The organism is Streptomyces sp. MK7 (assembly GCF_032658145.1).
Taxonomy (GTDB): Bacteria; Actinomycetota; Actinomycetes; order Streptomycetales; family Streptomycetaceae; genus Streptomyces; species Streptomyces spiralis.
In genome coordinates this window covers 165,622-180,763 of the sequence record NZ_JAVACL010000008.1, presented here as the reverse complement: position 1 = coordinate 180,763, position 15,142 = coordinate 165,622, and the positions used below count along the sequence as shown (strand labels likewise).

At 70.5% G+C, this 15,142-nt stretch carries 10 protein-coding genes; 6 read left to right on the top strand and 4 right to left on the bottom strand.

The window, feature by feature from the left end:
* Nucleotides 1-18: 18 nt before the first annotated feature.
* Complete coding sequence (locus R2S09_RS13145) at nt 19-1,845, bottom strand: hypothetical protein (protein WP_306191548.1); 1,827 nt, start codon at nt 1,843-1,845, stop codon at nt 19-21.
* Nucleotides 1,842-2,282 (bottom strand): hypothetical protein, encoded by a 441-nt coding sequence (locus R2S09_RS13140; RefSeq protein ID WP_306191549.1) that lies wholly within the window; start codon nt 2,280-2,282, stop codon nt 1,842-1,844. The genes R2S09_RS13145 and R2S09_RS13140 overlap by 4 nt, the downstream gene beginning before the upstream one ends.
* Nucleotides 2,283-2,728: 446 nt before the next feature.
* Here R2S09_RS13140 and R2S09_RS13135 point away from each other — a divergent pair, with 446 nt between their 5' ends.
* Genes R2S09_RS13135 through R2S09_RS13125 form a run of 3 tightly spaced genes read left to right on the top strand, consistent with a single transcriptional unit; the run spans nt 2,729 to nt 6,059 of the window.
* Nucleotides 2,729-3,202 (top strand): hypothetical protein, encoded by a 474-nt coding sequence (locus R2S09_RS13135; protein WP_306191550.1) that lies wholly within the window; start codon nt 2,729-2,731, stop codon nt 3,200-3,202.
* A gap of 11 nt (nt 3,203-3,213) precedes the next feature.
* Complete coding sequence (locus R2S09_RS13130) at nt 3,214-5,523, top strand: DUF6571 family protein (protein WP_306191551.1); 2,310 nt, start codon at nt 3,214-3,216, stop codon at nt 5,521-5,523.
* Nucleotides 5,496-6,059: a hypothetical protein gene (locus R2S09_RS13125; protein ID WP_306191552.1), complete on the top strand. Its 564-nt coding sequence runs from the start codon at nt 5,496-5,498 to the stop codon at nt 6,057-6,059. Before R2S09_RS13130 ends, R2S09_RS13125 begins: the two co-directional genes overlap by 28 nt.
* Nucleotides 6,060-6,107: 48 nt before the next feature.
* On the opposite strand, the gene mycP is transcribed toward R2S09_RS13125, so the two are convergent.
* Nucleotides 6,108-7,451: a type VII secretion-associated serine protease mycosin gene (gene mycP / locus R2S09_RS13120; protein ID WP_306191553.1), complete on the bottom strand. Its 1,344-nt coding sequence runs from the start codon at nt 7,449-7,451 to the stop codon at nt 6,108-6,110.
* A gap of 19 nt (nt 7,452-7,470) precedes the next feature.
* Nucleotides 7,471-9,012 (bottom strand): type VII secretion protein EccB, encoded by a 1,542-nt coding sequence (eccB, locus tag R2S09_RS13115; RefSeq protein WP_306191554.1) that lies wholly within the window; start codon nt 9,010-9,012, stop codon nt 7,471-7,473.
* 215 nt (nt 9,013-9,227) lie between these two features.
* On the opposite strand from eccB, the gene eccE reads away from it, so the two are divergent.
* The 3 genes from eccE (at nt 9,228) to R2S09_RS13100 (ending at nt 15,135) form a co-directional block, all read left to right on the top strand.
* Nucleotides 9,228-10,610: a type VII secretion protein EccE gene (gene eccE / locus R2S09_RS13110; RefSeq protein WP_316741078.1), complete on the top strand. Its 1,383-nt coding sequence runs from the start codon at nt 9,228-9,230 to the stop codon at nt 10,608-10,610.
* A gap of 14 nt (nt 10,611-10,624) precedes the next feature.
* Nucleotides 10,625-11,497 (top strand): hypothetical protein, encoded by an 873-nt coding sequence (locus R2S09_RS13105; protein ID WP_316741076.1) that lies wholly within the window; start codon nt 10,625-10,627, stop codon nt 11,495-11,497.
* 398 nt (nt 11,498-11,895) lie between these two features.
* Nucleotides 11,896-15,135, top strand: coding sequence for an SCO5717 family growth-regulating ATPase (locus R2S09_RS13100; protein WP_316741075.1), 3,240 nt, complete (start codon nt 11,896-11,898; stop codon nt 15,133-15,135).
* Nucleotides 15,136-15,142: the final 7 nt, after the last annotated feature.

Below are 15,142 nucleotides of genomic sequence, written 5' to 3'. Positions count from 1 at the left end.
GTACGTCCTTGTCCGCGCTCAGTTGCTGACCGGCGGCACGTCGCGCCGCGGCTGGGTGGGCAGGTGTCGCTCGTTGTCTGCTTCGTCTACGTGGTCAGGGCGTGATGCTCGCTCCGCCTTCCGCCCGTCGTCACCTTGTCTGTGGCTGCCGGCGCCGCGTACGAGACCGGCGCCACCGCGCGTCATGCCGTTGCGCTCGGCCCCGGCAGTGGAATTACGCGCCGCCGGCCTTCCGCTGATGTCCTCGGCTCCGGCCCCTCCGGCACGGGCTCGAGACGCCGACGCGCCCGCCCCCGCACCCGGCCGCTGAGCGGACTCAGGCGCTCCGAAGACACCACGCGCAGTGGTGCGGCCGGATGCCGACCGGGATTCCGTCGCTTCCTCAGCTCCGATGACCGTGCCGCGAGGAAGCCTTGATCCGCCGCCCTTCGCCGAGGCGCCGGGTGAGGCCGTGGGACGCCCGCCTACGACACCGTTCGCCCGCCCCGCACCGGTGGTCGGGCCGCCGGCGGCGCGCGGCGCTGCGGTGCCGCCGGCGCGCGGGGTACCGCCGGTGACGGCTCGTCCGGAAGGAGTCGAGGGTTTCACTCCGGTCGGTGTCGCCCTGCCGATCGACTGACCGGCGGACGTTGCGCGACCCATCTGATTCACGGGTCCCCGCGCCAGAGGGCGTCCTGAATTCTGAGCACCCGGGCCGGATACGCCGGTTCGGCCCTGCGCGGACACAGGGGTCCGGAGCCCACCCGCTCCACCGGGGCCCCTGCCCGGGATGCCGTTGGGCAGCGGGGCCCCGAGGCCGCCGCCGAACATATTGGTGGGGGAACCGTCGGAGACGGGCATGCCGGCGGCCGGCGGGGTGGGAGGGGCAGGAGGCGTCGTCACGGGGGGAGGCAGGGTGCCGACGCTGTCGATATTGGTACCGATCGGCGTACCGACAGGGACATCAGGTGGTGCGGTGCGCTCAGTGACGTGCCGTGCCGGCACCGTGGGGTCGACGACACTGTGGCCGACGGCAGGGAGTGTTGGCCCACCCTCAGTGTGGTGACGAGGTGCGACTGCCGAGCCGGTCTCTTCCGTCCTCGGGCTGGATACGGACCCTCCGCCATCGTGGTAGGAGTAGCCGCTGGGCTTGGGCACTCCCACGTCCGGCATGCTGTCGAACGTCGGGGCGTTCTTGCGCACGGCAGTCAACTGCTCGTTCGAGACGGCGTAGTAGGACGCCAGCCGGTTCATCTGGTTGATGGCTTCCTGGCGGTCCTTCTCGACCCGTACGGCGACGGCGTAACCGTCCTTGTCCGCGGCCTTCTCGGTCTCGGTGAACTCAGTGGGTCGCTTCCGGTTCGCCTGCGTGTCGCGAGCCGGCATGGCGACTCGCACGGACGCCAGACCCACGGCGGCCGCGGTGAGCTGGTCGCCAGCCCCTCCGGCGAAGTCACTGAGCTGATGTGCTTGGCCCACCAGCGTGCCGCCCCACTTGCGGAAGGCGTCGCCGGACTCTCCAACCCAGTGGACGTGGTCGACGTGCCCCGACAACTCCTCGGCGGCCGACTTGATGGCGTCGCGCGCGTCCCACAGCGCCTTGCCGGAGGACTCCAGGTCCTCCGGGTCCGTTTGCTCGATCAGGTCGAGCAACTGGTTGAGGCCGAGGTCGGTGCCGCCGAAGTCGGTGCTGTGCGACACGGTGTCCGCGTACGGGCTCTGCTGGGCGACTGCCCGCAAAGTGCCGTTCACCAACCTCGAGAGAAACCCTGTGCCTTGCGGAAGGTCCTCGGCGGTTCGGGTGAAGTCCGTGTAGTTGTTCTGCGTGGAGACCCGGTCCAGGTCGGCCTTGTGGTCGTCGGTCATGAGAGCGTCGCACCGCCCTTCGCGTCGTTCGGCCCCTGCTTCGCCTGGATCTCCCTGATCTGCACCTGGATCTGCCAGAAGCGCCGACGCTGGTCCTCTTCGAGATTGTCGAAGCCGTGTTGAGCACCCCGCACGGCGATCCCGATCGCCTCGATCTGCAGATGCAGTACCTTCGACAGGGAGGTGAGTTCGGTGTGCACGCCTTGGTACTGCCGGTACAGGTTGTGCGCCTCAGGGAAGACGCTCTCGCTCCCCGCGCTCAGAGACGACAGCTTGATCGTCTGGGCGCCCACCTTCGTCGGGTTGCCCGCCGACTCCTCGAGGTTGCGGAGGACGGCGTCGACCCGGTTCACGAACTTGCTCAGCGCTTCGCCGCTGGCCTCCAGGTTCGCCTGCCGGGTGGGCGACACACCCCCCACCATGTCTGCCGGAAGCACGACGCTCCTCCCCGTTTCCCCGTTCACCACATCGGCCGACGTGGCCGGCCAACCTCCGTACGATCGCAAACCTGGCCACGCGTCACAACGTGTTTCCCACTCTAGTCAGCATGCACATGGGGACCAACCAGGGTATGTCTCAACCCAGTTGCAAGACTGACCCAGGCGCGACGCTTTGCCCGGTTTGTCGTCAACAGCGGACGGGGCGATGTGACCTCCACCAAATTTCCACATGCGAGGCCGGTCCCCGGTGGACTCCTGCCGGTCAGTCTCCCGAGACCGCGAGGATTCCCCGAACCTTCACGGTCGACATTGGGTGCACAACGGACGTGACGCGGATACTCCTCGAGGCGGGTTGCTAATTTGACCGAACACCACAGCATCGGAACGGCAGCATCCGCCCGCACGGACAGCGAAGGCTGAGTACACGGGGGAAGGGGACCACCATGGCATGGGACGAGTGGGAGCAGCTCAAGTCGCAGGCGGCCGAGCGGCAGTCGACCCACATGCGCATCAACCACGTGCCGGTCGAACCCGGCGGCGGAGGTACCGGATCGGGTGATCTGGTGGTCCACGAGGACGACCTGGGTGCTGTCGGGCACGAGGCGTTCATCCTGTTCGACAAGCTCGACAAGCAAGCCAACGTCCCGGTGACCGGCAAGGGCGGAACCGGCTCCACGTCGCAGGCGGCCGCCGCGCTGAAGTCGCACACCTTCGCCACGGGCGCCGCCCTGGACAAGACCGCCGAGATGTGGACGTCTCAGGTCAAGTCCGTGCTGCAGGCCTGCGCACACATCTCCAACCACCTGGACTACAGCAAGAAGCGCCACTCGTCGGACGATGTCCAGATCGCCGCCGCCCTGCGCAACAGCGACGGCTCCACCGTGTCCGTGTCGAAGCTCAACGAGTACTTCAAGTAGGGGAAGCACCGATGGCTGTGAACTTCACGGACCTCATGGACGTCGACCTCGGCAAGCTCGAAACCGCGGTCACGGACTGGAAGAAGACCGTCGACAGTCTGAAGACGCTGGCGGAGGACGCCCGCACGGGGATGCAGGCCAAGTCGGACAAGGCCCGCTGGGCCGGGGTCAACGCGACGGTCACGCGGGAGTTCATCACCAAGACCACCAAGGAGGTCTCGGACCTTCACACCGAGGCGAACAGCATCTACCAGGTGCTGGACGACGGGCACAGGGAGCTGGTCTCGCTGCAGAAACAGCTCCACACCGCCGTGCACCATGACGCCGACCAGCTCGGAGCCCGTGTGGAGGACATCGGCGGCGGGAAGGTCCGCTGCTTCTTCCCCCATGTGCGTGGCGACACGGACGAACGAACGCAGGAGCAGCTCGACTCCAGACAAAACCTGGAGAACCGGATCAACGACATCCTGTCGCACGCCGACGAGATCGACGCCTCCGTGGCCCGTGCGCTGGCCAAGAGCCACGGCGACGACGCGCACAACGCCGGCCACAGCAAGTACGAGTCCCTGAACGACGCCGAGGTCGAGCGCGCCCTGGAACTCGCCCGCAAGGGCGACAAGATGTCCGACGCGGAGCTGACGGAACTCAATCGCCTGCTGCGCTTCAACTGCCGAGAGAAGGACGGCGAGTTCGCCACCGAGTTCTACCAGGGGCTCGGCGGTCCGGAGAAGGCTCTGCAGTTCTACGCGGAGATGTCCATCGACGGCACCGACGCGGACGCGACGAAGACGCGCCTGAACGAGGTGCGGGACCTGCAGAAGGTGATGGGCTACACGCTGGCCAACGCCACCGACCCCGATCACAAGCAGCATCTGCCGTCATCGTGGAACTCGGAGTTCCGGCGTCTGGGCACCCAGCAGATCGGCTGGCAGCCCGGCCAGATGAACAAGCCGTACGGCTACCAGGTGCTCGGCGGCCTGCTCCGTTACGGCAACTACGACGCGCGGTTCCTCACACCCATCGCGGAGCACATCACCCAGCTCCACAAGGAGGACCCGTACCGCTTCCTGATGAACAAACCCGCGGGCAGCCCGGACATCTACGGCTTCAACCCGTCGGGGAAGCTGGGCACCGGCAACGACCCGCTCAACAGCGTCCTGGAAGCGCTGGGACACAGTCCCGAGGCCTCCGAGAAGTTCTTCACCCAGACGCCGACCGCCTACAACGAGGACGGCACGGTGAAGAAGGGCGGTCACCTCGGCTTCGACTCGTACCTCGATCTGTTCACCGACAAGGACTTCGAGTGGACGATCGACACGAACGACACGAACGTCCTCGCGGACGAGGACAAGACCAAGCGCGCCCTGGGCTTCGGCCCCGAGGCCCTCGGCCACGCCCTGGAGGCGGCGACAACGGGCCGGCCGTACGACAGCGACGCCGCCGCCGACGCCATCAAGCACACGGAGGCGCGGGCGCAGCTGGTGAACCAGATCGTCGAGAAGTTCGGCGAGCACCCGGAACTGCTGCGGCACAACGAGAACGGCGACCTGGAAAGCGAGGAGACAGGTCCTCTGTATGCCCTTCGGGGAAGCCTCGGGGACATCACCGCGGAGTACATGGGTGACTTCCAGAGGGCCATGTACCTGGAGGACCCGAACAGCGACAGCTTCCCCACGTTCGGCGAGGCAGCCAACCTCGACAGCGATCACGCGGCGCGCTTCCTGGGCGCTGTCGGTCAGGACCCCCACGCCTATGCGACGATCACAAGCGCGCAGCAGGCCTACACGAGCCAGGTCGTGGACAACGTCATCAACGGCGACAGTCAATCGACTGCGTCGTTGGACGGACGGGTGAGCGCCGCAGTCGCCCCGGGCTCAGCGATCGCCGGAGCCATGAGTGACGCCAGGGCGCACGCCATCTACGAGTATCACGCCGCCTCGGACAAGGAGTTCAACGAGGCTGCGGCCGACAAGCAGAAGTGGGTCAATCGCATCCTCGGCATGGGCATTGAGAAGGTCGGCGAGCGGGTGCCGATCGCTGGTGCTCCGCTCGAATGGGCTTCGGAGGACATTCAGGAGTCCATCATGAAGAGCATCGAGAAGGACTCAGCGACCGACGCAGAGCGTGAGGCCGGAGCAGATTACACCCAGGGTCGTAATGCGGCCATCGACTCTGCTGCAGATGCGGTGGACCGCGCTTTGATCAACAATCACCAAATCAATCCGGACACCGCCGACGACCTCAGGCGCGCCGCGCGGACATCCGCCGGGCAAAGTCACACGGACGGCGCCCAATGGAAATCGGAGAGCAGCTCCCATTGAATCGTCAATCGTATGTCCTGCGCGGTGTCTCCGCGGTCGCTGTGGTGACGGTGGCAGTCGGTTGTTCGTCAGACGAGGCTAAAAGGGAATTCGCGGTTCCCAAGAGCCTGTGCGGCGTGTCCGTCCCGACCGATGCGCTCTCCCGACTGCTGCCTGCCTCCGGCAAGAACCTCGACGTGCAGCAGGACGGAGACATCGATCAAGGAAACGACCTGTGCAACCTCACCGTCGACGGCACGATGGTGCTGGTGATCAGCCGCGAACGGATCGACACGGGTGACTCGGCCCAGCACATCCTGGTCAGTCGGGCGCGTGTCTCACATCAGAAGACGGCGGTCAACGGTGCCATCGCGTACGCGGATCGCGCTGCCGCGTCGATGATCAAGTGCCGGGGCGCCGGCATCGAGGTCGAAGACATCAGCACTTTCATCAAGGTACTCAAACCGGCTCGGCCCAACGAGACAGCGATGAAAAAGCTGATCACTGATTACACAACGGCTTACAAGAAGCAACAGCCATGCAGGCCCGGCTCTTGACCTGACAAGTCGGGAACCACCGCAACGCCTCATTCGGCGTCGTCGTCGTCACATGCGGCCGCGGCGCCGGGCGTCCCGTGCCGCGACCGCTGTGCCGCCCAGGCCCGCCACGATGACCAGGCCGCCGATCACCACGTAGGTGCCGAGGCGGGTGTTGCGTTCGTTGGCCGTCTCGCCGAAGTGGAGGGGGGTGACGGAGGGGGCCTCGGCTCGGGTCAGGCCGCCTTCGGGGTGGGGGGACTGGACCGGGTGGGCCGGGTCGACGTCGGTGAGGGCCTTGACCGGGTCGACCACGCCCCAGCCGACCAGGCGGTCGTGGCCGGGGATGGAGCGTTCCGCGGTCTGTTCGATCTGGGAGACGATCTCGCGGGCCGTCCACTTCGGGTACTTGGCCTTCAGGAGGGCGGCCACCCCGGCGACGTAGGGGGCCGAGAAGCTCGTGCCGTTGTCGGAGCAGTGGCCGCCGCCGGGAACCGTGGAGATCATGTCGACGCCGGGGGCCGCCACGCCCACGAAGTCTCCGGACTGGGAGAAGGAGGCGCGTTCGTTGTTGCGGTCTGAGGCCGCCACCGCGAGGACGCCCTTGTAGGACGCCGGGTAGGTGATCTTGACGTTGCCGCCGAGGCCGTCGTTGCCGGCCGAGGCGACGACCACCACCTGGTGGGCGAGGGCGTCGTCGACCGCCTGTTCCAGCCTGGAGTCGGGTCGCACGGCGTTCGCCGTGTCCTGGGAGATGTTGATGACGTCGGCGCCCACGTCGACCGCGTGCTTGATGGCGTCCGCGAGGGTCTTGGCCGTGCCGTCGCCTTCCGCGTCGTTCTGTTTGATCGGGATGATCGTGGCGTCGGGGGCCAGGCCCACGAAACCGGTGCCCTTGGCTGGGCGGGCCGCGATGATGCCGGCGACGCGCGTGCCGTGGCCGACGGTGTCCGTGGTGCCGTGGGGGTTTCCGCGGTCGATCTTCTCGCCCTTGGCGTTCTTGGCGGGGAGGTTGTTCATGCCCTTCGAGGCGTCCACCGCGTGCCGCAGTTGGGGGTTCTTGACGTCTACTCCGGTGTCGATCACCGCGACCCGGACGCCCTTGCCCGTGGACTGGGCCCACAGTTCGTCGAGGTTGACGCGTTGCAGTGCCCAGGGGCGGCCCGTGTACGGCTTGGCCGGGAACGTGCACTGGCCGTCGTCCGCGTGAGCGGCCGTCGCGGGCAGGGCGATGGCCGAGGTCGTCGCCGTGAGGGCGGTGGCGGCCGTGATGAAGGCCGCCCTCCGGCCCGCCGTGCCCGCCGTGCGGGGCGCCTTGCGGGATTCCCACGGCTTGCGGGGCTCTTGCGCTTTACGGGGTTCGTGCGCCTTGCGGGATTCCTGCGCCTTGCGGGGCGCACTTGCCTTCAGCATCAGTTCGTCTCCTCTGCCGCTACGAGCCCTGCGGCTGGCGGGCCGCCGCCTCCGAGAGGCGCGGGCCGGTCGGCAGGAACGTCGACCACTCGATGGGCACGGGAGCGGGGTTCACCTGGGCGTAACCGAGCCGGGTCTGGGCGATCCGCGCCTCGTTGAGCTCCGACTTGCGCTGCTGGGCGGAGGTGCCGATGCCCTTGTCGTCGGTGGCGCTGTCGCTGTTGGACTGCAGGGCGTAGCGCAGGCCCGTGTCGGTCACCAGGAAGACACCGCCCGCGTTCGTCTCCTGGCCCTGGAACTGGCGGAAGAGCAGGCCGGAGCCGGCGGTGACGTAGGCGCTGGAGGAGCCGGTGGGCAGTTGCGCGGGGAAGTCGGTGCCCGCCCAGGTGGACAGGGTCGTCACGCCCTTGGCGCCGACCGACCGCAGGACGTTGCAGACCGTGTTGCGGCCGGTGGTGGCGCTGGTGCCGTCGTTCACCGTGCGCGGCTTGTACGTCGGCCAGGTCTTGTCCGTCATGAACGTGGTGCTGTCGGTGACCGCGCCGGGGCTGACCTGCTGGGCCTCGCCTGCCTGGCCGACCGCGACCAGGGCGCGGCTGTTGAGCAGCAGTGTGGCGGTGAACTCCGAGATGCGGGCCACGTGGCCGCGCAGCACCACGTAGTACTGCATGCGCCGGCCGTCGTAGGCCTTGATGACCATGCCGACCTTGTCGTAGCGGTCGTACTGCTGAAGGCCGCTGAAGGCGCCCGCCTTGGCCCCGGGTGTGCCGTCGCTCGCGGGGATGGTGGGGATGGAGATGCGGGCGCCCGGGTGGAGGGTGTCCAGCCATTCCTGGGAGACGCGCTGCGGGGCGCGGCCCTGGGTGTCGAGGGCCTTGAGGAGTTCCTTGTCGGCCGGGTCGGCCAGTTGGTAGCGGTAGCCGCGCGCGTCGACGACGTACTGGCTCCTGCCGTCGGGGCCGACGACGTACATCAGGTCGCCGCCCTTGAGCCGGGCGCTGCCCTCGGTCCTGGACCACTCCTTCTGGGCGAAGACGAACGCCGCCTTCTGGATGGCCCGGCCGCCGGCGCCGGGGCGTTCGCAGACCGCCCAGCGCTTGGCGGTCTCGGCCTCCTGCGGGGAGGGCAGGCGGTCGGGTGCGTAGGGGATGCCGATGGTGGCGCCGTGCGGGGGCTTGCCGCTGTCGAGGACCTTCTCGTCGACGGTGATGACGCTGTCCTTGTTCGGGTCGAGGAGGAGTTTGGCGGACGCCATGTTCAACACCGGGTGCAGCTGGGTCTGTTTGCCCGTCTTGAGCACCACGTACCGGGTCGTGGAGTCGCTGGCGACGATGACATGCTCTCCCGGTGTGTCCCAGCCCTTGGGCGCGGTCGGGCTGAACAGGCCGATCCCGCCGAACACCGCGAGGACCACGACGCCGACGACGACTCCGGGCACCACGGCGCCCAGCGGCTTGGGAGCGGCCTCCTCGGAGCCCGACGGCGAGGGCCGGAGGAAGGACGCGAGCATGCGGCGCTTCGCGAAGGTGTAGGCGTTGAGTTCGTCCCGCCGTGATGCCATCTGTTTTCGCTCTCTCCCCGTGCAGAGCTGTGAAGGGGTTGTGGAGAATGCGCGCGCTCCGTGCCCCGCCCCTTGGCTGCCTCTGGTGCCACGACTGTCAGCACCGGCCCCTACTATGCCTGTTGTGGGGTGCTGCCCGTGGCACGGGTAGGGTGCAGGGGCCCGGGAGGGGCCGTGCACGAGAGTTTTCGGGAGAGTTCGGGGGTTTTGCAGTGATGGCTTCCGCAACACGGGCCCGGTCGCGATCGCAATCGGGATCACGATCGGGCGACGGGAGGCGGTCGGGCTCGCGCGCTCCCCGCTCCGCCGGGCCGTCCGGGGCGCGGTCGCACGGTCCCGTCGCGCCCTCCGGGACGCGGTCCTCCGGCTCCCAGGGTCCCTTCGCACCGCATCTGACATCGCGCTCGGGGCGTGGCGGTTCCTTCGTGCGCCGGCGGCTGGTGCTGCTGGAGCTGGCCGCCGCCCTGGTGCTGTGCGGCTGGGTGGTCGGACCGTTCGCGCTCGTGCCGTCGGCCGTGGTCGCCGCCGTCCTCGTGGCGCTCGCTTTCGTCCGCCGCCGGGGGCGTTCGCTTCCGGAGTGGCTGAGCACCGTGCTCGCGCTGCGGGCGCGCAAGCGGCGGGCGGCGAGCACTCCGGTGCCGCCGGGCACCGAGTCCGGTTTCGCGCCGGCCTTCGAGTGCGACCCCAGTCTGCGGACGTGTTCCTACGGCGGCCGGGACCGGCGGCCGGTGGGGATGGTCGGGGACGGGACCTTCGTCAGTGCCGTGGTGCAGGTGGAGGCCGATGTCACCGCGCTGCGGGCGGAGCGGGGGCGGCAGCCGCTGCCGGTCGGGCTGGTGCGGGACGCGCTGGAGGTGGACGGAATACGGCTGGAGTCGGCGCAGGTGGTGCTGCACACTCAGCCGGCGCCGGCGCTGCACCTTCCGCAGCACTCGGTGGCCGTGACCAACTACGCGCCGCTGCAGGAGCAGACCGGCGCCCCCGCGGTGCGTATCACCTGGATCGCGCTGAAGCTCAACCCGGAGCTGTGCCAGGAGGCGGTGGACGCACGGGGTGGCGGGCTGGTCGGGGCGCAGAAGTGCCTCGTGCGCGTGGCCGATCACCTCGCGAGCCGGCTGACCGGCGCCGGGTTCCGTACGACCGTGCTCAACGAGGAGGAGCTGACCGCCGCCATCGCCACCTCCGCGTGCGCCAACCCGCTGGTGACGGCGGAGGCCGGACGGACCGAGACGCGGGAGCGGCGGACCGAGGAGTCCGGGCGAAGCTGGCGCTGCGACAACCGCCGGCACACCACGTACTGGGTGCGACGCTGGCCGCAACTCGGAGGCCACGGGCCGTCGTTGCCGCAGCTCGTGGCAGCCGTCACCAGTGTGCCGGCGCTTGCCACCACGTTCAGTCTGACGCTCTCGCCCGGCGAGCGGCAGGCGACGGCGCTGTGCGGGCATGTGCGGGTGACGGGGCGCAGTGATGACGAACTGGTCGCGGCGCGGCGGGCCCTGGAGGACGCCGCACGGCAGGCGGGCGTGGGGCTTACCCGCCTCGACCGGGAGCAGGTGCCCGGCATGCTCGCCACGCTGCCCCTGGGGGGTGCCCGGTGAGTTCCAGGACCCCCATGACCTCCATGGCCTCCATGGCCTCCATGGCCTCCATGGCCTCCATGAGTCCGGCGAGCCCGAGCAGTCCGGTGAACAGCCCGGTGAACAGCCCGATGAGCCCCGTGAACCCGCAGGCGCCCGGTGCGCCGGATCCCACCACGCCCTCCGTCGCCGAGCGGGTGCGCGGGCGGCTGCGCACCGGCCTCGGGCTGATCGGACCGCGGCACGGACGGCACGCGCTGACGGCGGAGCAGGTGGACGCGCTCGCGCTGCCCATCGGTGACGACGGTGTCGTCATCGGCGTGGACCCGGAGGGACAGCCCGCGGTGCTCGGGCTGAACCGGCCCACGCCGTACGACATCGTGCTCATCGGCAGCCTGTGGACGACGCAGGTCCTCGCCCTGCGTGCGGCGGCCACCGGAGCCCGCGTGGCCGTGGAGACAGGCCGGGCGCAGGCCTGGATGCAGATGGTGCACGCCATGGGCGGCGGGCAGAACGGCCTGGCGGTGTACGAGGTGGGCCGGGTCCCCCCGCAGGGCGCGTCGGCCGGCACACCCGTGCTGGTGGTGCGCGACTGCGGCATGCGTCCGCCCCGGGGCCGGGTGGTCTCGGGTCCCTGGCAGTCGGTGGTGACGCTGCTGCCCTACCTGAGTCCGGTGGCCCCCCGGCTGATACGGCAGGCGCGGCTGGTCGGCGTGCAGCGGATCTCTCCGGACGAGGCGGCCGAGCTGGGCCGCACGATGGCGCTGCCGCGCACCGACGTCGAAGCCCTGCCGACGCTGCCCGACGGCGTCACGCTGTGGTGCGGCGACCGGGACCGGCAGTACGTGATGACGCAACCCACCGACGCCGAGACCGGATTGCTGGGTACACCGCGCCGTATGGACTGAACGGGGCTACCACTGACCGGCATTGTCGACCGACAGTGTCGGTCGACTGTTCCGGTCGACGTTGTTGACCGACATTGGGGGATGTTGACCGGTTTGACCGGTTGTCTGTCCGCGCCGGTGGGCGAGTTGGGACCGGGCCGGGGCGGTGTGGACGAGCACGGAGCGCCGGACGGGCCTGCCATGAGCCTGCCCGTGGTGATTAGGCTGGGACCGGGCGCCACATCAGAACCCGCGGCTGGGCCGTCGGCGCTCCGGGGGAGGACCGGGCGGTCCAGACGGCCGGACAGGCCGGAATGGTTCCGGTTCGGTCGCCGTACGACCGCTCGCGACCGATCCCGTACGACACGAACGGTCGCTCCAGCACGACATGAGGGTGCTCGACCACACCAGGAGGAACTGTGAACAGCGATCGGGACGGGATCCGCGGGGGCTGGGCCACACCCGGCGATGACCAGTCCGACGCGGAGTCCGCCATCGAGACGACGGGCGAGTTCACCATCGACTACGCGCCACCCGCCTGGTACACGCAGAACGCGTCGGGCCCGGCCGGCGAGGCGCCGCAGACCCCGGCACCGGCCCCGGCGACGCCCGCGACCCCCGCGCCGCCTCCGCCGGTCGGTCCCCCGGTCGAGCTTCCGGGCCCGCCGCCGAGCAGTGGCTTCCAGTCCTCCTGGGCGGCCACGCCCGCACCCGCCACCGCCCCTGTGGCGCCGGAGGCGGAGGACGCCGCCGGGAGCGGCGACGTCGTCAGCGGTGCCACGATGCGTATCTCCGCGGCCGCTCTCAAGCGGGAGTTCGCGGAGCGCGACGCGGCGCAGCAGGCTGCCGCGCAGGGCCCGGAGGCCGAGGAGGTCGCTGCGGAGCGCGAGGGCCGGGCAGGCGCGGAGGCGCCGGCTTCCGGAACGTCCGACGCCGGCACCGAGAGCGCGGAAGACGACGAGAGCCCGGAGGGCCCGGAGGGTTCGGAGGGCCCGGAAAGCTCGGGGGACGCCTCAGTGGGGGCTGACGCGGAGCGTGCGGACGACGACTCCGAGACTGAGCCCGCTCCGGTCCCGGGTGCCGAGGCGGATGCGGAAACGGCTACGGATGCCGACGCGGACGGCGACTCCGACGCCGGCACCGACGCGAACTACGGCCTTGCCGACTCCGATTCCGGCTCCGACGTGCCGGAACCCGTGACCGCCACGGCCGATCCGGCCACCGGCACGGACACCGGCACCGGCACCGGTACCGGCACCGAAGGCGACATCGACGGCGACCGCGAGAGCGGTGCCCCGGAGGCAGCCGGCCGGCCCGACGACGTGCAGGACGCCGCTCCTCAGGCGGCCGTGCCCGCCGACGCCACCGCGGGCGGTGGCGTCCAGGGCGCTCCGCCTGCCTGGGCTCCCCCGCCGGCGCCCCAGGACGCGGTTCCGCCGCTGCCGCCGTCGTACCAGCCCGCCGCTCCCGCTCCCGCGGCCCAGTGGCCCGCGCAGCCCCAGCCGCAGGCCCCCGAACAGGTCCCCCAGCAGGGCCAGCAGGCCCAGCAGTCGATGCCGCCCCAGCAGCCGCCCTTCCAGCCGCAGGCGCCGCAGCCCGCGCCCGCCGCCTGGAACGCGCCCGCGGCACCGCAGCAGAGTGACGTGCCCGCTTCCCCGCCGCCTCCGGCCGGTTACGGCTTCCCGCAGCCGACGCCGCCCGGCCCGGCATCGCAGGGCGGCGGCTACGGCTTCCCGCAGAGCGGTCAGCCCGGCACCGGACCCGTCCCCGGACCCGGCACGCCGGCTCAGGGTGGTTACGGCTTCCCACAGCCCGGCGGTTACGGCTTCCCGCAGCCGCCCGCACAGCCGGGGCAGCCCGCACAGCCCCCACAGCCCGGACAGCCGCAGGCCCACCCCGCACAGTCCACGCAACCAGGTCAGCCGCAGGCCCACCCCGCACAGTCCACGCAGCCGGGTCAACCGCAGCCCCAGCAGCCCGGCGGGCAGCAGCAAGCCGACGGGCAGCAGCAGCCCGAGACGGCGCACCCCCCGGTCGGCGCCCCGCAGGGCACCCCCCAGCCCGGGCAGCCCCAGGGCTCCGTACCGCAGCCGCCGCAGCAGCCCGTCGATCCGCGGGCCGGTGCCGCGTGGCCGCAGCCCATACAGCACGACCAGCGGCAGCCGACCAACCCCGGGGCCGCACCCCTCGGTTACACGGCGGCCGTGGAGCTGTCCTCCGACCGGCTGCTGAACAACAAGAGGCAGAAGGCCCGCAGCGGCCGCCCGGCCGCGGCCGGCTCCCGTTTCCGCATCGGTGGCAAGAAGGAAGAGGCCGAGCGGCAGCGGAAGCTGGAGCTGATCCGGACGCCGGTGCTGTCCTGCTACCGGATCGCGGTCATCAGTCTCAAGGGCGGTGTCGGCAAGACGACCACCACCACCGCGCTGGGCTCCACGCTCGCCACCGAGCGGCAGGACAAGATCCTCGCGATCGACGCCAACCCGGACGCCGGTACGCTCGGCCGCCGGGTGCGCCGGGAGACCGGGGCCACCATCCGTGACCTCGTGCAGGCGATCCCGTACCTCAACTCCTACATGGACATCCGGCGGTTCACCTCCCAGGCGCCGTCGGGTCTGGAGATCATCGCCAACGACGTGGACCCGGCGGTGTCCACGACGTTCAACGACGAGGACTACCGCCGCGCGATCGACGTGCTGGGCAACCAGTACCCGATCATCCTCACCGACTCCGGCACCGGTCTGCTCTACAGCGCCATGCGCGGCGTGCTGGACCTCGCCGACCAGCTCATCATTATCTCCACCCCGTCCGTGGACGGTGCCTCCAGCGCCAGTACGACACTGGACTGGCTGTCCGCGCACGGCTACGCCGACCTCGTCGCCCGTTCCCTCACCGTGATCTCGGGGGTGCGCGAGACCGGCAAGATGATCAAGGTGGAGGACATCGTCGCCCACTTCGAGACCCGCTGCCGGGGCGTCGTCGTGGTGCCCTTCGACGAGCACCTGGCCGCCGGTGCCGAGGTGAACCTCGACATGATGCGGCCGAAGGTGCGCGAGGCGTACTTCAACCTCGCGGCGATGGTCGCGGAGGACTTCGTCCGCCACCAGCAGTCGCACGGGCTGTGGACGTCCGACGGCAACCCGCCCCCGGTCGCGGCCCCGCCGCTGCCGGGCCAGCCCTTCCCGGGCCAGCCGGGCCAGCCCTTGCCCGGACAGCCCGGCCAGCCGCAGCCCTACGCCACCCAGCCCCACCCGGGACAGCCGTACCCAGGGCAGCCGTACCCAGGGCAGCCGCAGCAGCCGTACCCGGGACAGCCGCAGCAGCCGTATCCCGGACAGCCGGGACAGCCGACTCCGGGCCAGCCCACGCCGGGTCAGTACGCCCCGCAACAACCCGTACAACCCGTACAACCCGGCCAGCCGTACCCGCCGCAGCCCGGCCAGCCCGGACAGCCGTACCCGCCGCAGCCCGGCCAGCCGACCCCGGGCCAGCCCCCCGCCCCTGGCGCCCAGCCGGGGCAGCCGGGCCAGCCGTACGCCCCCCACCCCGGCCACCCGCAGGCTCCGCAGCCCGCGCAACCCCCGCACGGCCGGCAACCCCAGCAGGGCCAACAGGGCCAGACCCCGCCCCCGCCGCCTCCGCCGCCCGCACCCCAGCAGTGACCCGGCG